The 18,182-nt window shown below is 62.7% G+C and carries 18 protein-coding genes; 11 read left to right on the top strand and 7 right to left on the bottom strand.

The window, feature by feature from the left end; all coding sequences use genetic code 11:
* The first annotated feature begins 34 nt into the window (after positions 1-34).
* The 10 genes from GGR00_RS02780 to GGR00_RS02735 all read left to right on the top strand — a co-directional run bounded on the left by GGR00_RS02780 (position 35) and on the right by GGR00_RS02735 (position 11,722).
* Positions 35-301: a hypothetical protein gene (locus GGR00_RS02780; RefSeq protein WP_055969246.1), complete on the top strand. Its 267-nt coding sequence runs from the start codon at positions 35-37 to the stop codon at positions 299-301.
* Between the two features lie 218 nt (positions 302-519).
* A complete protein-coding gene (locus GGR00_RS02775) occupies positions 520-1,953 on the top strand; it encodes a UbiA family prenyltransferase (RefSeq protein ID WP_184697741.1) in 1,434 nt (477 codons plus the stop codon).
* A gap of 2 nt (positions 1,954-1,955) precedes the next feature.
* Entirely contained in the window at positions 1,956-3,308 is a 1,353-nt protein-coding gene (locus tag GGR00_RS02770) for an FAD-binding oxidoreductase (protein WP_184697739.1), read from the top strand.
* Between the two features lie 106 nt (positions 3,309-3,414).
* A complete protein-coding gene (locus tag GGR00_RS02765; protein ID WP_055969236.1) occupies positions 3,415-3,849 on the top strand; it encodes an EamA family transporter in 435 nt (144 codons plus the stop codon).
* Positions 3,846-4,853 (top strand): NAD-dependent epimerase/dehydratase family protein, encoded by a 1,008-nt coding sequence (locus tag GGR00_RS02760; RefSeq protein ID WP_184697737.1) that lies wholly within the window; start codon positions 3,846-3,848, stop codon positions 4,851-4,853. The genes GGR00_RS02765 and GGR00_RS02760 overlap by 4 nt, the downstream gene beginning before the upstream one ends.
* A gap of 71 nt (positions 4,854-4,924) precedes the next feature.
* Positions 4,925-6,337 carry an aspartate aminotransferase family protein gene (locus GGR00_RS02755; RefSeq protein ID WP_246441275.1) on the top strand — a complete coding sequence of 471 codons (1,413 nt, stop codon included), beginning with the start codon at positions 4,925-4,927 and terminating at the stop codon, positions 6,335-6,337.
* 26 nt (positions 6,338-6,363) lie between these two features.
* Positions 6,364-7,560, top strand: coding sequence for a hypothetical protein (locus GGR00_RS02750; protein WP_184697733.1), 1,197 nt, complete (start codon positions 6,364-6,366; stop codon positions 7,558-7,560).
* Between the two features lie 142 nt (positions 7,561-7,702).
* Positions 7,703-10,264: a GcvT family protein gene (locus tag GGR00_RS02745; RefSeq protein ID WP_184697732.1), complete on the top strand. Its 2,562-nt coding sequence runs from the start codon at positions 7,703-7,705 to the stop codon at positions 10,262-10,264.
* A 123-nt stretch (positions 10,265-10,387) separates the two neighbouring features.
* A complete protein-coding gene (locus GGR00_RS02740; protein ID WP_184697730.1) occupies positions 10,388-11,230 on the top strand; it encodes a DUF1194 domain-containing protein in 843 nt (280 codons plus the stop codon).
* Between the two features lie 84 nt (positions 11,231-11,314).
* On the top strand, positions 11,315-11,722 hold the full coding sequence (locus GGR00_RS02735) for a beta/gamma crystallin domain-containing protein (RefSeq protein WP_184697729.1): 408 nt from the start codon (positions 11,315-11,317) through the stop codon (positions 11,720-11,722).
* Between the two features lie 10 nt (positions 11,723-11,732).
* Here GGR00_RS02735 and GGR00_RS02730 read toward each other — a convergent pair whose 3' ends face one another.
* The 3 genes from GGR00_RS02730 to GGR00_RS02720 form a co-directional block, all read right to left on the bottom strand.
* A complete protein-coding gene (locus GGR00_RS02730; protein WP_377864515.1) occupies positions 11,733-12,671 on the bottom strand; it encodes a GlxA family transcriptional regulator in 939 nt (312 codons plus the stop codon).
* Positions 12,672-12,987: 316 nt separating this feature from the next.
* Positions 12,988-13,128 (bottom strand): hypothetical protein, encoded by a 141-nt coding sequence (locus GGR00_RS02725; protein WP_184117355.1) that lies wholly within the window; start codon positions 13,126-13,128, stop codon positions 12,988-12,990.
* Positions 13,129-13,457: 329 nt separating this feature from the next.
* The gene (locus GGR00_RS02720) at positions 13,458-13,637 is read right to left on the bottom strand and encodes a hypothetical protein (RefSeq protein WP_055969219.1); all 180 of its coding nucleotides are present in this window, start codon (positions 13,635-13,637) and stop codon (positions 13,458-13,460) included.
* 230 nt (positions 13,638-13,867) lie between these two features.
* Here GGR00_RS02720 and GGR00_RS02715 point away from each other — a divergent pair, with 230 nt between their 5' ends.
* A complete protein-coding gene (locus tag GGR00_RS02715) occupies positions 13,868-14,767 on the top strand; it encodes a LysR substrate-binding domain-containing protein (RefSeq protein WP_184697726.1) in 900 nt (299 codons plus the stop codon).
* Positions 14,768-14,770: 3 nt separating this feature from the next.
* Here the strand turns inward: GGR00_RS02715 and GGR00_RS02710 are convergent, their stop codons facing one another.
* From GGR00_RS02710 to GGR00_RS02695, 4 genes are all read right to left on the bottom strand, one after another.
* Positions 14,771-14,953 (bottom strand): hypothetical protein, encoded by a 183-nt coding sequence (locus GGR00_RS02710; protein WP_184697722.1) that lies wholly within the window; start codon positions 14,951-14,953, stop codon positions 14,771-14,773.
* Between the two features lie 148 nt (positions 14,954-15,101).
* On the bottom strand, positions 15,102-15,404 hold the full coding sequence (locus GGR00_RS02705; protein ID WP_055969212.1) for a hypothetical protein: 303 nt from the start codon (positions 15,402-15,404) through the stop codon (positions 15,102-15,104).
* A 163-nt stretch (positions 15,405-15,567) separates the two neighbouring features.
* Positions 15,568-15,747 carry a hypothetical protein gene (locus tag GGR00_RS02700; RefSeq protein WP_055969210.1) on the bottom strand — a complete coding sequence of 60 codons (180 nt, stop codon included), beginning with the start codon at positions 15,745-15,747 and terminating at the stop codon, positions 15,568-15,570.
* Between the two features lie 223 nt (positions 15,748-15,970).
* A complete protein-coding gene (locus GGR00_RS02695) occupies positions 15,971-18,079 on the bottom strand; it encodes an ASKHA domain-containing protein (RefSeq protein WP_055969206.1) in 2,109 nt (702 codons plus the stop codon).
* Positions 18,080-18,182: the final 103 nt, after the last annotated feature.

Raw genomic sequence — 18,182 nt, 5'->3', positions numbered from 1 at the left:
ATGAACAGAGGCGGTGGAAACACCGATGATGAGAATGAAAAGGTTTCTTGTCGCCGCAGGCGCGCTCTTCCTGGCCATGTCGGGTGCGGCGCATGCCGCGAGCGCGGTAAACCTCGATACCGAGCCGCGTACGCTGATCGTGACGGAGGGCGGTTCCAAGACCGAACTCGCTCTTGCCGCCGGCGAGACGGTCGAATTCTGCTCGAATGGCTGCTTCGTGACGATGCCGAATGGCGACCGCGAAGCGCTGACCGGTGCGGAGACGGTAGAGATTTCGGGCGGGGTCGCCCGCATCAAGTAAATCGCGGCCCATTGCTGGCAACTGATCGAAAGGCCGGGCGGATGCTCGGCCTTTTGCGTATGTTGCTAACATCTGTTTAAGCATGACCGAGGAAATGACCGGCGCGCCTCCAGCATTCCGCTGCCGCCTTAACCATCCCGAACCCGGTGGCCCGCTATAGCGGACTGGTGGGGGTCCGGAGGGTAATGCCGTCCGGCAAGGGCAGGGCAGGCAGGACGATGGACGCGCGATCAGAAAACAGCGCAATACCGCTCGCGGTCGATCTCGACGGTACGCTGATTGCGACCGATTTGCTATGGGAAGGGCTGTTTGCACTTCTCAAGAAGAACCCTCTGAACATCTTTCTGGTGCCGTTCTGGCTGCTCGGGGGGCCGGCCCGTCTGAAGCAGGCGATTGCGGCTGCGGTCGACATCGATCCGGCAACGCTGCCTTACAGGCCTGAAGTTCTGAAGCGGCTTCGTGACGAACAGTCCAATGGCCGCAAGATCGTGCTTGCCACCGGCACTCCGCGAAAGTTTGCCGATGCGATTGCCCGGCATCTTGGTTTGTTCGATGCCGTGCTTGCCAGTGACGGCGGCGAAAACCTGACCTCCGAGCGCAAGCGCAACGCCCTGGTGGCGGCTTATGGCGACGGCGGCTTCGATTATGCCGGCAACAGCCGTCACGATCTCAAGGTATTCGAGGCCGCGCGCGCGGCGATCGTCGTTGCCCCCGACCGCGCCGCCGCGCGCTGGCAGGCAAGCCACGGCTCGGAGCTGATCGCGACGCAGCAGCCGAGCCTGCGTACGATCCTCAAGATGCTGCGTGTCCACCAGTGGCTCAAGAATTCGCTGATCGCGGTACCTCTGGTGCTGGCGCACAAATACGTCAATCTCGACATGCTGGCGCCGGCCTTGCTGGCGTTCGTGTCGTTCAGTGCGGCGGCATCGGCCATCTACATCGTCAATGATTTCTTCGACCTGACGCTCGACCGGTCGCATCCGACGAAGCGCGATCGACCGTTCGCCAGCGGCAAGCTATCGATACCCTTCGGGCTTGCCTCGGTTGCCATCCTGCTCGTCATCAGCCTGGCGACGGCTGCCTTCACGTCGATCGAATTTCTGGCTGTACTGCTCATCTACCTCGTCGCCACGACCGCCTATTCGCTGGCGGTCAAGCGCATGCTGCTGCTCGATGTGCTGACGCTGGCGGGACTTTATACCCTGCGCATCCTGGCGGGTGCGGCAGCGACTGGCGTCGACGTTTCGTTCTGGCTGCTTGCCTTCTCCATCTTTTTCTTTCTGTCGCTGGCGCTGGTGAAGCGCTACGTCGAACTGCGTTCGTCGACGCTGAATGTCGGCGAACGCATTGCCGGGCGCGGCTACCGCATCGAAGACCAGGACATCGTCGCACAGGCTGGCATGGCCTCGGCCTTTTCGTCGGTGCTGGTGCTGGCGCTCTACATCGACAGCAGCGCCGTGCGCGAACTTTACCGGGAGCCTTGGCTGATATGGCCGCTGGCGCCCATCGTGCTCTACCTCACCATGCGCGTCTGGATACTCGCCCGCCGCGACGAACTGCATGACGATCCTGTGGTCTTCATCATTCGCGACTGGCGCAGCCAGATCGTGGTTCTGATCGGTGCTGCCTTGCTTCTGGTCGCGGGGTGGTGAGCATGGCGGCTGGCGACTACCAAAGCTTCGGCCGCACCAACCCACCTGCTCGCCAGGCGATCGATGTTGCCGAGGCGACCGAATTGCTGACCAGCGGATCGGCGCGCGCAGCGTCGCTGCTCGCCTATGGCAATGGCCGCAGCTACGGCGACAGTTGCCAGAACAGTGGCGGCGCCGTCGTTGACATGCGCTCGCACGATCGAATCCTCTCCTTTAATGTGGAGACCGGCGTGATCGAGGCCGAGGCAGGTGTGCTGCTTGCCGATATCATCGCGGCGGGAGCGCCGCACGGCTTTTTCCCTGCCGTGGTGCCCGGTACCCAGTTCGTCACGCTCGGCGGCGCGGTCGCCAATGACGTCCATGGCAAGAACCATCATCGCCGCGGCAGCTTCGGCTGCCATGTCGAACGGCTGACGCTGCTGCGCTCCGATGGCCTCACCTATGCCTGTTCGCCATTGGAAAACGCACGGCTGTTTTGGGCGACGATCGGCGGGATGGGGCTGACCGGCATCATTCTTTCCGCCGCCATCCGTCTCATGCGCGTGCCGTCGCTCGACATCGCCGAGACGGTCAAGCCGTTCGGCAGCCTGGAAGAATATTTCGACCTGGCCGAGGCGGCCGACCGCGATAATGAATATGCGGTCGCCTGGATCGACCAAATGGCGGGCGGAAGAAGCGCCGGGCGCGGCCTCTTGCTCGCCGGCAATCACGCTGCCGATGGTGCGCGCGCGGTCGAGCAAGGGGCGGCGAGACTGTCGGTGCCGTTCCAGCCGCCGCTGACCCTGCTCAACCGGCCGTTCCTGAGGCTGTTCAACGCTGCCTATGGCTGGCGGCGCGGACGGGCCGCGACCAGCACGGCAAGCTACCGGAAATTCTTCTTTCCGCTCGACCGCGTGGCTGGCTGGAACCGGCTCTATGGCCCGAATGGGCTTTTCCAGCACCAGAGTGCCGTGCCGGTCGATGCGGCGCGCGAGACCATGTCGGCATTGCTGGCGGCGACACGACAGGCGGGGCAGGGCTCGTTCCTGACGGTGCTCAAGCGTTTCGGCGCGCAGCGGTCGCCAGCCCTGATGTCGTTTGCCCGGCCCGGCTACACGCTGACGCTGGATTTTCCCAACCATGGCCAGCGCACGCTGAAGCTTCTCGCCGAACTCGACCGCATCACGGTAGAGGCCGGTGGCGCGGTCAATCCCTACAAGGACGCCCGCATGTCGGCAGCGACCTTCGCGGCCTCCTTTCCGGATTGGCAGCGGCTCGAAACGATGCGCGATCCAGCGTTCATGTCGGATTTCTGGGTGCGCACCGCGGGTCGACTGGCGTCGCGCAACGGTAGGGCTGCGCAAGCGGCCGAGTAGGCAGCCTGCAATCGGTTGAGAAATGCACAGGCGTTTCAAATTGTACGGAAAGTTTCACGGAATATTCGCGGCTTGCCGCTAGCTTGTGAAGAGAACGGATAAAGCAATGAAATACCTGCCCTTCATTCTTTTCACAGTGATGACCAACGCCGCTGCACAGTTGATGCTCAAGCAAGGCATGATGTCGCTTGGAGCGATTTCGTTCGAGGGTGCAAATCCCTTGGTAAAGCTGCTGCAGATTGTCTTCAGTCCGTGGGTCTTTGCCGGACTTCTGACCTTTGTCATTTCGATGGCGTCGCACCTCTATGTGCTGTCGAAGGTCGAGCTCAGCTTTGCCTATCCGTTCCTCAGCCTGGCCTATGTCGCGGTCGCGGTGTTTGCCTATTTCGTTTTCCGGGAAGACCTGAATGCCTGGCGCATCGCCGGCATTGCTTTCATCTGCGTCGGCACCGTGCTGATCGCCCAGAGCGGCCGCGACCATGATGAAACGGTCGTCACCGCCTCCACCGAACCCACCAAGACAAGCGAGCTCCTGCGATGAGACACGTCATTTTCGGAGGCGACGGTTTCGTCGGTCGCCATCTTGCGCCAAAGCTGATCGCCGACGGCGAGGAAGTTATCGTCGCGGACATCGTCAAGAGCGAGCTGGCGCATTATCGAAACGTGCGTTTCGTCCAGTGCGACGTGACCGACCCTGCGTCGATCGCGGCACTCGGCCTCAAGATCGATGACGTGGTCTACAATCTGTCGGCCAAGATGCTGTCGCCGATCCAGGTCCGGGCCAAGCGGCACGACTTCTTCTTCCCGGTCAACTATTTCGGCACCGAGAACATCATCAAGGCGATGGACCATGCGGGCGCGTCGAAGCTCGTGCACTACACGACCGACATGATCTACGGCCACACGGTCACCTATCCGATGACAGAGGAGCATCCGGTGGCGCCGCTGGGCGAATATGGCTGGTCGAAGCAGAAGACCGAGGAACTGGCCGCGGTGTGGCGCGGCCGCGGCATGAACATTTCGCTGTTCCGGCCACGCCTGATCATCGGCCCCGGCCGTCTCGGTATCCTGGAAAAGCTGTTCAAGCTGATCGACTGGAACCTTCCCGTGCCGATGATCGGCTCGGGCAGGAACCCGTATCAGTTCATCTCGGTGTTCGATTGCGCCGAGGCGGCACGTCTGGCCTGGAAGGCCGGCGTGCCCAACGAGGCCTACAACCTCGGTTCGCTCAACCCGCCGCCGGTGCGCAAACTCCTCGGCGACCTGGTCAAGCATGCCGGCTCGAAGTCGATCCTGCTGCCGACGCCGGCCTGGGCGGTCAAGCGGACGCTCGACCTGCTCGACCTCCTGAAAATGCCGATCATGGACCCCGAGCAATATCTGATCGCCGACGAGGAATGCGTGCTCGACGTCAGCAAGGGCGACCGTCAGCTCGGCTGGGTGCCAAAGTATCGCGACGAAGACATGCTGATCGCTGCCTACAAGGAATACCGCGCCAAGAAGGACGGCGTCGCTGCTGGCGCGCACCACGCCCCGGCCGAATGAAGGATATGACCATGACGCTCGTTACCAAGCCGGATGCGGCCAGTTCCCTCGCCATTGGCGGTGCCCCCGCAATGTCGGCCACGGCGATCGCCAAGCCGAAGCTGATGACCGTCGAGCAGGCCAAGTCGCTCGACGTAGTCAAGATGACCGACCTGTTCAAAGCGCATCTCAACCCGGGCCAGCTGCATTTCATGAAGCTGCTCGGCTTTCACAAGATCAAGATCGAGCGTGCCGAGGGCATGCACTACATCGACCAGAACGGCCGCAAGATCCTCGACTTCTTCGGCGGATTCGGCTCGCTGGCGCTCGGCCACAACCATCCGCGCGTGACCGAGGCGCGCAAGAAATTCCAGGACGAGAAGCGTCACGAGATCGGGATCGCCTTCATGTCGCAATACGCGTCGGCGCTGGCCTACAATCTGGCCCAGATTTCGCCCGGCGACCTCGACATGGTCTTCTTCGGCTCGTCCGGCTCGGAAGCGATGGAGGCGGCGGTCAAGCTTGCCGAGCGCGCGGCGGGTCCGGCGCGTCCCAAGATCGTCTATGCCGAGAACTCGTTTCACGGCAAGACCAAGGGCGTGCTCTCGATCACCGACGGCGCGCTTTATCGTGGTGAGTTTCGGCTCACCGACAACACCGCGCGCGTGCCCTTCGGTGACATCGACGCTGTCGAGAATGCGTTCCGTTCCGATCCGGCAATCGGTGCCATCGTGCTCGAAACCATCCAGGGCGGTGGCGGCATCAACCAGGCACCGGCTGAATACTGGCAGAAGCTGCGCGCGCTCTGTGACAAGTACGGCGTCATCTGGGTTGCCGACGAGGTGCAATGCGGTGTCGGTCGCTCGGGCCGTTTCTACGCCTTCGAGCATTACGATGTCGTGCCCGACATCACAGCCGTCGCCAAGTCGCTCGGCGGCGGCAAGGCGGCCATGGCGGCGATGATCGCCCGCCGCGACGTCTACATGAAATCCTACGGCACCCCCAAGACGGCGATGATCCACGCTATGGCGACTTTCGGCGGCATCGGCGAAGGCTGCATCACTGCAATTGAGACGCTCAACGTGCTTTACGACGAGGGGCTGATCGAGAACTCCGCTGCGACCGGCGCCTATCTGCTGGAGCGGCTGGAAGAGCTCAAGGCGAAATATCCCAAGATCATCAAGGATGTGCGCGGCAAGGGCCTGATGGTCGGCCTGGAGTTCCACGATTTCTCGCAGACCTTGCCGATGGTGCTGCGTCCGGTCGTCAGCGTGCTCGACGACAAGCTCAAGGGCTCGCTTTCGGGCTTCGTCGGGGCGCTGCTGCTGCGCGACTACGACGTGCTGGTGGCCTTCACCGAGTACAACCGCAACGTCGTTCGCCTGCTGCCGCCGCTGACCTGCAGCCGTGGCGATGTCGATGTGCTGGTCCAGTCTCTCGACAGCCTTCTTGGGCGCGGCATCGTTTCGATCGTCAAGGACTTCGTGAAGAGCCAGGTCGGTTGACGCACGGGGCAGGCGAGAAACTCGAGATGATGGCTCGCGACGGAACGGTCATGGATTGGGCGCTGCGGACGGGTATCGTCCAATGGCTCACACAGACGGTCGGCAGCAAGCGGTTGCTCGACCGCCTTGCGGCAGCCTTCTTTGCCGTCGTCTGCCTCGCCATTTCGGCCTATGCGCTAGTCCGGCCCGACTACAACTGGGACATGGTCGCCTATGTCGCGACGGCGCTCGAGGATCGCCACAGCGATCCGGTCGAACTTCACGCCGAAACCTGGAAGCTGATCGGCGAGCGCGCGAGCGACACCCAGCTTTATGCGCTGCAACAGAGCAACCCGTACAACCTCAACCAGTGGCAGAACCCTGCCGACTTCCAGTCACAATTGTCTATGTATCGGGTGAAGGTGGCCTACATCGCGACGTTGCGGGCGCTTGAGCCGGTCGTCGGGCTTGTCAACGCCGCCATCCTGCTGAGCGTCCTGCCGTCGCTGGCGCTAGGGGGCTTCTGCCTCTTCTGGCTTGCCAGGGAGGACGCCCTGCAAGGGGCGTTCGTGCTAGCGCCGCTGCTGGTGCTCGCCGACTATGCCCATATGACCACGGCCGTCGTGCCTGACATGCTGGTCTCGCTGGTCTCGTTCGTTGCGATCTACCTGCTGCTCAGGAAACGCGACCTTGCTGCCTGCGTGCTGCTGTTCGCGTCAGTATTCCTGCGGCCCGACAACATCATCCTGGTCTTTGCGCTGCTGTTGACAGCCATCGCCTTCGGTTGGCGCGTGCTGCCGCTTCTCATCACCTTCGTGGCGGCGCTGGCCGGCGGCATGATCGTTGCCAGGCTCGGCGGTCATCCGGGCTGGTGGGCGCACTTCTATTTCTCATGCGTGCAGATCCAGAACTCGATGGCGAATTTCCATCCCGATTTTTCGTTGGTCGACTTTGCCCGCGGCTACGTCAGGGGGGCGGTCGTTGCCGTGATGGACAATGAATGGCCGGCGATCCTTGCCCTGCTGCTGGCCGGCTGGGCGCTGCTTGCTCGCGCCGGGCGGACGCGGGGCGGCCGGGAGAACGCACTGATCTTCGCCCTGGCAATCGGCACGCTGGGCAAGTTCGCCAGCTTTCCTCTGCCCGACGACCGCTTCTTCTTCGTCTTCATCGGGGCGATGAGCATGATGCTGGTGACGATGTGGAAGCCGCGTTTCGACACGGCCGTTGCACAGCGAGCCGCATAGCGGATGCATGCCGTTTGGCAGGCTGCGTAAGCTTCAATTTCGCGAGGTCGCGCGGCTCTTTGGCAATGTCGCAAACAGGCTGCAATTGTGCGGTCCCGCCCTATAGTCTGCCGCCAAAACTATCATCTCGGAGTCGAGGGCAATGGCAGAGTTTCCGAAAAAGGCGAAGGTCGTCATCGTCGGGTTGGGCGGTATTGTCGGTGCGTCCATTGCCCATCACCTGATCGAGCGTGGCTGGGACGACATCGTCGGCATCGACAAGTCGGGCGTGCCCACCGACATCGGCTCGACGGCGCATGCCTCCGATTTCTGCTACACCACCAGCCATGACTATCTGTCGGTCTGGACGACGCAGTATTCCATCGATTTCTACGAGAAGATGGGCCACTACGCCCGCATCGGCGGTCTGGAAGTGGCGCGCACCGGCGACGACACCTGGATGGAAGAGATCAAGCGCAAGCTGTCCTCCGCCAAGGCCTTCGGCACCCGCGCGCACTATGTCTCGCCGTCCGAGATCAAGGCGATGTTTCCGCTGATCGAGGAAGATCAGGTCATGGGCGGCATGTTCGATCCGGACGCCGGCCTGGTTATCCCGCGTTCGCAGACGGTGGCGGGCAAGCTGGTCGATGCCGCAGAAAAATCAGGCAAGCTCCAGATTTTCGGCAACACGCCGGCGACGTCGCTGATAGTCGAGGGCGGGCGCATCAAGGGTGTCGTCACGCATCGCGGCACCATCATGGCCGACCATGTCGTCGTTTGCGCCGGCATCTGGGGCCGCCTGATCGCCGAGATGGTCGGCGAGGACCTGCCGGTGATGCCGGTCGACCACCCGCTGACCTTCTTCGGCCCCTACAACGAGTTCGAAGGGACGGGCAAGGAAATCGGCTTCCCGCTGCTGCGCGACCAGGGCAATTCAGCCTACATGCGCGACACCGGCGATCCGAAGACTACCGAAGGCGGCCAGATCGAGTGGGGCTATTACGAGACCACCAATCCGCGCCTCTGCCATCCGCGCGACATTCTCGAAAAGCACGAAGCGCGCCTGTCGCCGTCGCAGCGCGACCTCGACATGGAACAGATCATGGAGCCGCTGGAGCGCGCCATGGAGCTGACGCCGATCCTCGGCGAGATCGGCTACAACGAAAGCCACTCGTTCAACGGCTTGCTGCAGGTTTCCGCCGCCGGCGGCGCCTCCTGCGGCGAGAGCCAGAAGGTGCGCGGTCTCTGGTACTGCGTAGCCATCTGGGTCAAGGACGGCCCCGGTTACGGCAAGCTGATCGCCGACTGGATGACCGACGGCCGCACCGAGATCGACCACAACTCGATCGACTATGCCCGCTTCTATCCACACCAGCTGGAGGAGAAGTTCATCGAAGGCCGTACCTTCGAAGCGGCTCAAAAGATCTATTTCCCCGCCGTGCACACCCGCGAGCCCTATGCGACGGGGCGCAACGTCAAGCGTTCGCCGTTCTACGAGCGCGAAGTCGAGCTCGGCGGCTATTTCATGGAGCTCGGCGGCTGGGAGCGTGCGCATGGCTACAAGGCCAATGAGCACCTGCTGGAAAAATACGGCAATCGGGTGCCGGTGCGCGAGAACGAATGGGACAGCCGCCACTTCTGGCGTGTTTCCAACGCCGAGCACCTGGCGATGAGCGAGGATTGCGGCATCGTCAATCTCAGCCATTTCCACATGGTCGACATCGAAGGCCCCGACCATGTCGAGCTGCTGGAATGGCTCTGTGCGGCCAAGATCGGCGGTGATGGCAACATCGGCAAGGGCGTCTACACCCACTTCCTCGACGATGAGGGCATGGTTCGCGCCGACTTCACCGTCTTCCGCATGGCCGACCGTTGCCGCCTGGTGAACGGTGCCGACGCTGGCCCGCGCGACTTCCACTACATGAAGCGCGTCGCCGAGGATCGCGGCCTCGACGTCACGATCTCCGACGTCTCGGAAAAGTTCATCACCATCGGCATCTGGGGTCCGAACGCCCGCGAGACGTTGAAGAAGGTGGTGGCGGATCCCGTTGGTCTCGACCAGGAGAATTTCGCCTTCGCTGCGATCAAGCAGATCGACATCGCAGGCAAGAACGTGACAGCCTTCCGCATCTCCTATGTCGGCGAACAGGGCTGGGAGCTGCACATGAAATACGAGGACGGCCTTGCCGTCTGGGATGCGCTGCGCGCGACCGGCGTCATGGCGTTCGGTGTCGAGACCTATGCCAATTCGCGCCGCATGGAAAAGAGCCTGCGCCTGCAGAACGCCGATCTGCTGACCCAGTACAATCTCATCGAGGCCGACCTTGCCCGTCCGAAGGTCAAGGATGCCGATTTCCGCGGCAAGGCCAAGCACCTGGAGTACAAGGCGCGCGACCACCAGCCGGCCATGCTGTGCACGCTGGTCATGACCGAGAACACCGACGGGAACGGCGTCAAGCGCTACCCTGTCGGCACGCTGCCGGTCATGGATCCGCAGACGGGCGCCGTTCTCGTCGACCAGCTCGGCCGCCGCTCCTACACGACCTCCGTCGCTTATGGCCCGACCATCGGCAAGAACATCGCGCTCGCCTACCTGCCGCACGCTTATGCCCAGGAAGGCCGCAAGCTGCAGGTCGAGTATTTCGGCGAGACTTATCCAGTCGAAGTCGCAGGCGTTGGCTACAAGCCGCTCTATGACCCTGAGAACCTCAAGCCGCGGAGCTGATCGCCATTCTTGTCGGCTTGGCGCAGGCATTCGGACAGCACTTCGCAACAATGTGAATGAAAAGCTCGGCATTCTTGCCGGGCTTTTCTTTTGAAGTGGCGGATTCTCGCTTACCCTCAATGAATGTCTGCTGTGGCCAAAGCTCTTTTTGCAGGCGGTGCCGCTGTGGCGCTGGTGCTTGGCCTCGCGTCGCAATCCCAGGCAGTCGAGCAGGTCGATGTCGAGCTGGTGCTTGCCGTCGACGTTTCGCTGTCGATGTCGCCGGATGAACTCGAAATCCAGCGCCACGGCTATGCCGCCGCCCTGACGCATGAACGCGTATTGCAGGCGATCGCCGAAGGTGCCTATGGCAAGATCGCCGTCACCTATGTCGAGTGGGCAGGGTCGACCTCCCAGATCGTCATCGTGCCGTGGACGGTCATTGCCAATCGCGCCGACGCCGAGCGCGTGGTTCGTCAGCTCACCGCCAAGCCACCCAACAGTGCTCGCCGGACCTCGATCTCCAGCGCGCTCGAATTCGGCAGCGATCTGTTCGCGGAAAGCGCCTTTCGCGGCATGAAGCGGGTGATCGACATCTCCGGCGACGGGCCGAACAACCAGGGGCCGCCGGTCGATCTCATCCGCGACGGCGTGGTGGCCCAGGGGATCACCATCAACGGGCTGCCGCTGATGACCAATGGCGGCTTCGGCAATGCCTATGACGTCGAGGATCTCGATCGCTACTACGCCGATTGCGTCATCGGCGGGCCGGGCGCCTTCATGATCCCGGTCAACGAGTGGTCGCAGTTCCCCGAAGCGATACGGCGCAAGCTGGTGATGGAACTGGCCGGCCCGGCTTCGCCGCAATGGGCTGCTGAGGAGGCTGCTAGTCCGCCCGTCGTGCTTGCCCAGGCGCGACCGAAATACGATTGCCTGGTCGGCGAGAAGCTTTGGCGCGACCGTTCCTGGCTGTGGGACAGCCGCTAGAATTTCCGATGTTGCCATACAAGCGTCAATGTTGGGGAGCGCAAGGTTCCCCGAACCGTCGACGTCTGGAAGGAAACTCGGATCGTGAAACGCCAAGCAGCCATTGCAGCGATCGCTTCGGTCCTCATGGTCGGCACTGCCGGCGCTCAATACTATGAGGACGAAACCGCGTGCGAGATGTATGAGCACGTCTCGTTCCGCGGGCGTGTCCTGCCGATGGCGTCAGGCCAGTCCGTCAGCTTTCGCAACGGGCAGTTCTGGAACGACAGGGTATCGTCGGTGCGCGTCGCCCCGGGCTGTTCGCTCGTCGCCTACGAGCACACCCGAATGGGAGGCGCATCGCAGGAGTTTTTCCGAAACGTGCGCTCGGTCGGCGGCTGGAACGACGTGATATCGTCAGCCGAATGCATCTGTGACGACCAGGGATACGACGACTACCAGGACGGCGGTTCCGACGATTACCGGGATGGCGGTTACGACGGCGACCAGTAAGGGCCGCCGCTCAAGCCGCGATCAGCTGTTTTCGATCGAGGCGCTCCTGCTGCGGCGAGCGGGCATAGAGCTCGCGGTAGCATTTGGAGAAATGCGAGGCCGAGACGAAGCCGCAGGCGACCGCGACCTCGACCACCGGCATCGATGACTGGATCAGCAGGTGGCGGGCGCGGTCGAGCCTGATTTCGAGATAGTAGCGGGCAGGGGAGCGGCCCATCTCCGTTCGGAACAGGCGTTCGATCTGGCGGCGCGACAGCCCGACATGGTCGGCGATCTCGATCAGCGATAGCGGCTCAGACAGGTTCGCCTCCATCAGTTCGATGATGGTCAACACCTTGGAGTTCTGCACACCCAGCCGCGCGCGCAGCGGCAGCCTCTGACGGTCGGTGGGGCTGCGCACGCGGTCGGTCAGCACCTGTTCGCAGATGCGGTTGACGAGATTGTCGTCGAAATCGTCGCCGATCAGCTTCAGCATCATGTCGAGCGCGGCGGTGCCGCCGGCGCAGGTGTAGATGTTCTGGTCGACCTCGAAGAGGTCGGCGTAGACATTGGCCTTGGGGAAGGCCTCGGAGAAGCCGGGCAGGTTTTCCCAATGGATGGCGCAGCGCTTGTTGGACAGCAGGCCGGCATTGGCCAGCACATAGGCACCGGTGCACAGGCCGCCGACGGCGACGCCGCGATTGTACTCCTCGCGCAGCCAGGCAAAGACTGACTTGTTGGTGTAGGTCTCGACATTGATGCCGGTGCAGACGATGACCATCGACGGGCGCTCGGGCCCGGCCATCTTCTTGCGCTCCTCTTCGAGCGAGGTGTCGACCGCGCATTCGACGCTGTTGGACGCGCGCACCGCCTTGCCGTCGATGCTGGCAAGCCGCCATTTGTAGGCTTCATAGCCGAGCATGCGATTGGCGATCCGCAGCGGGTCGAGGGCAGTTGCAAACGCAACCATGGTGAAATCGGGTACGAGGAAGAACACAAGCGATCGTTTGATCGGATGTCTGATGGCGTTCAAAGGAACCCTCACGCTGGCCGGAAACGGCGCGAACCTGATGTCGCGAATAGCATAGCGACAACAGCAAATTCCCTTGCTGTCAATGGGTTTGGGCCTGTCGCTAAAATTAAATCTGCGACATCGGTGTCCGTTGCCCCTGGATTTTCGGCAGTGTGGCGCTTGTGAGGCGGCAGGCATGAAAAAACCGCCGCTCCGGCGTTGGCCGGAGGGCGGTCAGGTTGCGATCCGCGGGAGGGAGCGGATCGGCTCGAATTCAGCCGATGAGCATGCCAAGGCGATTGGCGGCCAAGGCGCCGGTCTGGCCGGGCATCGTCTTGGCAAGGCGCTGGCGCTCGATCGCGGTCGAGAGCGTTGCGTTGCGGCCGATGCCGAAAAGGCGGGCGAAAATCTTCATGACACGTCTCCATGCATCCAGGTTACACGGGGTGCCTTCGCGCTCTGGAGTGGGGCAGCTCGTTTGATGATGGGCATATAGGGCTTGGATACGGCCCCGTATGCTGCAAAAACGAAGCGGCGAGCGACAAAAGCGACATCGTTTCCGACAGCTTCGAAATCGTGTATCGAATGTCGGAAAATAGTCAATATTTACAGTTACTTGAGTCTCAGGTTGCGGGCCATGCGTGCAGGTCGCATTTGGTGTGCAGGGGGTGCATGGCTGTCGCGAGAGCGCCGTGCGATCGGACCTGCCGGATCCTTGTGCGGCAGGCCGTTCTTCAGTCTCGCTCAGTGCGCCTGGCCGCCATTGCCATGACGATAGCCGGTTTCGGAATCGAAGGCCTCGGGCCAGCCGATGTCCTTCTGCAATTCAAGCGGGAGGGAACTGATCGAGCGCGCGGTGCGGTTGCGGGCGCGGGCTGCGTTGAAGCCGCTGGCGATACGACCGATCGATGAAAGAATAGACATTGCGGTTACCTTTCCTCATGGGCCGGTTCAAGGCCGGCTTCAGGTGCTCGCCCGGTGGGCACCGCTGGTTTCAAACCGTCTTGCGCACATTCGCGCTTCTGCTTCCGGGCAACCTCGATGCTGGAGCCTATGCCCCGTGCTTCGATGGAGTTGACTATCGCCGAGACATGAGGTTCAATCAAACGAAATGAAATGATGTGTTCGATCAGAAATATTGAAGGACATCGGTCATGAACGCGCCACTCAATCATCCTCTGCCGTTGCTCGATCTCGATGTGCTGCGCACCTTCGTGGCGATCGCCGAGACGGGCAGCTTCACGACCGCAGCCAATGCGGTGTTCCGCACACCGTCGGCCGTTTCGATGCAGATCAAGAAGCTCGAGGACATTCTCGGCCGGTCGGTGTTCCTGCGCGACGCCCGTTCGGTGGCGCTGACGACCGATGGCGAGATGCTGCTCGGTTATGCCCGCCGCATGCTGGCGATCAATCGCGAGGCGGTGTCGAAGTTCATCATTCCGGACATCGTCGGCGTGGTACGGCTGGGTTCGCCCGACGATTTCGGCGAGCGCGTGCTGCCGTTCGTGCTCAAGCGTTTCGCCCAGACCCATCCTGCAATCGCCGTCGACGTCATCATCGACCAGAGCAGCAATTTGCGCCGGCGCATGGACGACCGCGCCCTCGACATCACGTTGCTCACCAATGCGTGCAAGGCCAATGCGGCCGGTGCGGAGACGCTTCTGACGGAGCCGATCGTCTGGGCCGGTGCCAAGGGTGGCTGCGCCCATATGCGCGAGCCGTTGCCGGTGTCGCTGTGGGAAGAGGGTTGTGCCTGGCGGGCAGGGGCGCTGGAGGCGCTGGGCCGCGAGGGACGCAACTACCGTGTCGCCTACATGAGCGCGCACACGGCAGGCCAGCGCGCCGCGATCCTTTCAGACCTGGCCGTTGCGCCACTGCCGAAATCCTTCCTTGGCGAAGAACTCGTCGAACTCGGCGCCAAGGACGGCATGCCGGAGATCGGCAACTATAGCCTGGCGATGATCGTGGCGCCGGAGGCGAGCGCACCGGTGAAGGCTGCCGCCGATCACATCCGCGCGGCGTTCGAAACCTTCAATCTCACCGGCAAGTTCTGAAGCTCAGCGCCTGACCGACACCGCGGCCCAGCGATAGACCTTCGCCATCGCTGATGGCGGCGGGTTCCAGTCGAGGTCGCGCTGGATCTCGGGCGGCAGCGCATTCATGATCCGCGCCGTCCTTCGCTCGTTGCGCGCCTGTTTGTAACGGGCGCCGAGGCGACCGAGTTCGTCAAATAAAGGCATGGCGCCTGTCCGTCGATTTGCCTGGAGATCTGGATCTAGCCGGCGCGGCGCATGGCCTTGAGCGTCCAGCGCAAGCCCCGGTCGGCCGCGGCAGGCCGACCGGGGCTGCGACTGCGGAACGCCAGCATGTGGACCTTTTCGGCGAAGGTCACGCGCAACGTGCTTTCCGCCCGTCGAAGGCGATCACGTTCGACATCGAAGCCAGCGGACCGACCGGCCAGCCAAGCTCGATCTGGATGTCGAGCGGCAGCTTGTTCATCAGCAGCGCCACGCGGCCGTATTTGTGGAGTTGGCCTGCGGTGCCCGTCCCATGGCGAGACGGTCCCTCGATCCAGCCGAGTTCGACCTGCAATTCGCGCGGCAGGCCATTCATCATCTTTTCGACGCGCCCGTCACGACGGGCATGCCTGAGCACGGCGCCAAATTGATGAAACTCACCGATGATGGACATGGATGTCTCCTGGGACTACGGGTCGGCGGCGCTACGCGAGACTGGGATGCGCCGCCGACCGGGCAGAAGTTTACGTTCGCTTATGTTTCACTTTGATATCGCCTAGTCGTTTTTCTGTTTCAGGATGAAAGGATTCTGAAACAGAACGGACAGCCGGATGAGGCTAGCGTTGCGACAAGAAGGCCGAATGGAGTGCCCTGATCTGCTCATCGCACCCAGCCGGCCAGCCGATGTCCTTCTGGATTTCAGGCGGCAGGCTATTCAGATGGCGCAGCGACCTGGCGTTGCGCCGTGCCTTGCGGATGTCGGCACCGTAGCGGCTTATCGAACCAATGATCGACATGGATGTCTCCTTTTCATCGTGAGTGCCGATGCAGGGACGTCCGCAGGCGGCAATTGACGAGCGGAAACTAGTTCGGATTTGTTTCGGGTCGATTTCGTTTCAACGCAGGATTGTGCTGAAACGGTTGCGCAGTGGAAACATGCCCGATACGGACATGCTAGCACGAAAGCGCTTCAGCGGGGCACGAAATCCCCGCCCAGGCCCCGTGTCCTGCCTAATCCGCTCAGTCGCGGGCGCGCCGCGCGGCGCGTTCCTCGCGAGAACGGCGCCGCGGAGAGGCGTCCGCTGCCTCGCCTTCCGCACCAGACACCTTGCGCGGCGGCAATTTTACCTGCTCGGCGAGCTGGGGGAACGGATCGACCTTGTTGGGCAGGGCCATGGCGTTGATGAACAGCTGCTGGAAGTGCGGTTCGAGGGCAGTCTCGATCTTCTCGATCCGGCCGACCTCCTGCTCGATCTCGCGGCGATGGTCGCGGTTGAGCAGCGCCATCAGGGCGCCGGTGCCGGCTGCATTGCCGACAGCCTTGACTTCGCTCAGGACACAGTCCGGGATCAGGCCGAGCACCATGGCATATTTCGGATCGATGAAAGAGCCGAAGGCACCGGCGAAGCGGATGGTGTCGACCGTCTCGACGCCCTGCTTTTCCATCAGAAGCTTCACGCCGGCATAAAGTGCTGCCTTGGCCAACTGGATGGCGCGGATATCGTTCTGCGTCACCGTGATGCGCGGCTCGCCCTGGCGGCCTTCGCGCAGCAGATAGGAGAAGGTCCGGCCGTTCGGGATGATGCGGGGGCTCTTGGCCATCAGCGTGCCGTCGACGACGCCGTCTTCGGAGATGATCCCCGACAGATACATTTCAGCCACGACCTCGATGATGGCCGAGCCGCAGATGCCGGTAACGCCGGTGGTCCACGATTCTTCCTCGAAGCCTTCCTCGTCGGACCATTTGTCGGTGCCGATGACGCGGTACTTCGGTTCCAGCGTTTCGGGATCGATGCGCACGCGTTCGATGGCACCCGGTGCGGCGCGCTGGCCGGAGGAGATTTCGGCGCCTTCGAAGGCCGGGCCGGTGGGCGAGGATGCGGCGACGACGCGGTTCCTGTTGCCAAGAACGATCTCGGCATTGGTGCCGACATCGACGAGCAGCATCATCTTGTCCTGGCGGTATGGGCCTTCCGAGAGCGTCGCTCCGGCGGCATCGGCGCCGACATGGCCGGCGATGCAGGGCAGGGTGTAGAGGCGCGCGCCGCGGTTGACCTCGATGTCGATCTCATGCGCCCAGAACTGCAGCGCGCCCGAGACGGCGAGTGCGAACGGTGCCTGGCCAAGCTCGGTCGGATCGATGCCGAGGAACAGGTGGTGCATGATCGGGTTGGCGACGAAGACGCAGTCGAAGATGTCCTCTCGGTTGGCCTGGCCCTCTTCGCAGACCTTGCCGATCAGCGAATTGACCGCCTCGCGCACGGCCTTGGTCATGGCCTCGCGGCCATCCGGGTTCATCATCACGTACGAGACGCGGCTCATCAGGTCTTCGCCGAAGCGGATCTGCGGGTTCGATGTGCCCGACGATGCGGCGATGCGGCCCGATAGCAGCGATACCAGGTGCATGGCGATCGTGGTCGAGCCGATGTCGCAGGCGATGCCATAGGCCTCGTTCTTGAGGCCGGGGAAAAGACCGATGATGAAGGGCCGCGAGGAATCCATGTCGCGATGGACCACGGCAGTCACGCCCCATTTGCCGGGGCTGACTTCGGGCTGGTCAGGCAGCTTGGTGCGCAGGATCTTCTGGACCTGGGGGATGAGGTGGGGCGCGACCAGCAGGTCCTTCCAGCCCCAGTCCTTTTCGAGCGCGACCTTGAGGCGGTCGAGGTCGCCGAGCGGCTTGTGCATGTCAGGCTCTTCCAACTCGACATAGCAGAGCTGGACGGCGGCATTGCGCTCGATGACGCGGTCGGTAGCCGCCTTGCGCACCACCTGGGCGTTGATGACGGTGTCTTGCGGCACGTCGATGACGAGGTCGCCGGCAATGGTCGCAGAGCACGACAGACGACGTCCCTCGGGCAGGCCGCGCACGCGCTCGTAGCGCTCTTCCTTCGGACCCTTTGGCGAGATGTGGTCGTTGGACGAGACGATCTTGTGCTTGGCGAAATTGCCTTCCTGGACCTCGATCTGGCAGCGGCCGCAGGTGGCGCGTCCGCCGCACACACTCTCGACATAGACGCCGAGCTGGCGCGCGGCATCGAGGATGGGCGTTCCCACCGGGAACCGTCCGCGCTTGCCCGAGGGCATGAAGAGCACCAGCGGGTCGGTGATGTTGGCGGGAGAGTTCATTGCAATACTCCAGTCTGCACCGGGGCTGTGGCGTCGCGCGACTTCCATTTGCCGGTACCTTCTCCCCGGGGCCGGGAAGAAGGGAAATTCTGCGACGCCAACG

It is taken from the genome of Aminobacter aganoensis (assembly GCF_014206975.1).
GTDB classification, from domain to species: domain Bacteria; phylum Pseudomonadota; class Alphaproteobacteria; order Rhizobiales; family Rhizobiaceae; genus Aminobacter; species Aminobacter aganoensis.
Note: the sequence above shows the minus strand (reverse complement) of the source record. Positions and strands in the feature narration are given on the sequence as shown.

Bases quoted from the DNA above. Each gene is read 5' to 3' on its own strand.
- GGR00_RS02780 (WP_055969246.1), top strand. From the start codon at position 35: ATGAAAAGGTTTCTTGTCGCCGCAGGCGCGCTCTTCCTGGCCATGTCG.
- GGR00_RS02775 (WP_184697741.1), top strand. From the start codon at position 520: ATGGACGCGCGATCAGAAAACAGCGCAATACCGCTCGCGGTCGATCTC.
- GGR00_RS02770 (WP_184697739.1), top strand. From the start codon at position 1,956: ATGGCGGCTGGCGACTACCAAAGCTTCGGCCGCACCAACCCACCTGCT.
- GGR00_RS02765 (WP_055969236.1), top strand. From the start codon at position 3,415: ATGAAATACCTGCCCTTCATTCTTTTCACAGTGATGACCAACGCCGCT.
- GGR00_RS02760 (WP_184697737.1), top strand. From the start codon at position 3,846: ATGAGACACGTCATTTTCGGAGGCGACGGTTTCGTCGGTCGCCATCTT.
- GGR00_RS02755 (WP_246441275.1), top strand. From the start codon at position 4,925: ATGTCGGCCACGGCGATCGCCAAGCCGAAGCTGATGACCGTCGAGCAG.
- GGR00_RS02750 (WP_184697733.1), top strand. From the start codon at position 6,364: ATGATGGCTCGCGACGGAACGGTCATGGATTGGGCGCTGCGGACGGGT.
- GGR00_RS02745 (WP_184697732.1), top strand. From the start codon at position 7,703: ATGGCAGAGTTTCCGAAAAAGGCGAAGGTCGTCATCGTCGGGTTGGGC.
- GGR00_RS02740 (WP_184697730.1), top strand. From the start codon at position 10,388: ATGTCTGCTGTGGCCAAAGCTCTTTTTGCAGGCGGTGCCGCTGTGGCG.
- GGR00_RS02730 (WP_377864515.1), bottom strand. From the start codon at position 12,671: ATGGTTGCGTTTGCAACTGCCCTCGACCCGCTGCGGATCGCCAATCGC.
- GGR00_RS02725 (WP_184117355.1), bottom strand. From the start codon at position 13,128: ATGAAGATTTTCGCCCGCCTTTTCGGCATCGGCCGCAACGCAACGCTC.
- GGR00_RS02720 (WP_055969219.1), bottom strand. From the start codon at position 13,637: ATGTCTATTCTTTCATCGATCGGTCGTATCGCCAGCGGCTTCAACGCA.
- GGR00_RS02715 (WP_184697726.1), top strand. From the start codon at position 13,868: ATGAACGCGCCACTCAATCATCCTCTGCCGTTGCTCGATCTCGATGTG.
- GGR00_RS02710 (WP_184697722.1), bottom strand. From the start codon at position 14,953: ATGCCTTTATTTGACGAACTCGGTCGCCTCGGCGCCCGTTACAAACAG.
- GGR00_RS02705 (WP_055969212.1), bottom strand. From the start codon at position 15,404: ATGTCCATCATCGGTGAGTTTCATCAATTTGGCGCCGTGCTCAGGCAT.
- GGR00_RS02700 (WP_055969210.1), bottom strand. From the start codon at position 15,747: ATGTCGATCATTGGTTCGATAAGCCGCTACGGTGCCGACATCCGCAAG.
- GGR00_RS02695 (WP_055969206.1), bottom strand. From the start codon at position 18,079: ATGAACTCTCCCGCCAACATCACCGACCCGCTGGTGCTCTTCATGCCC.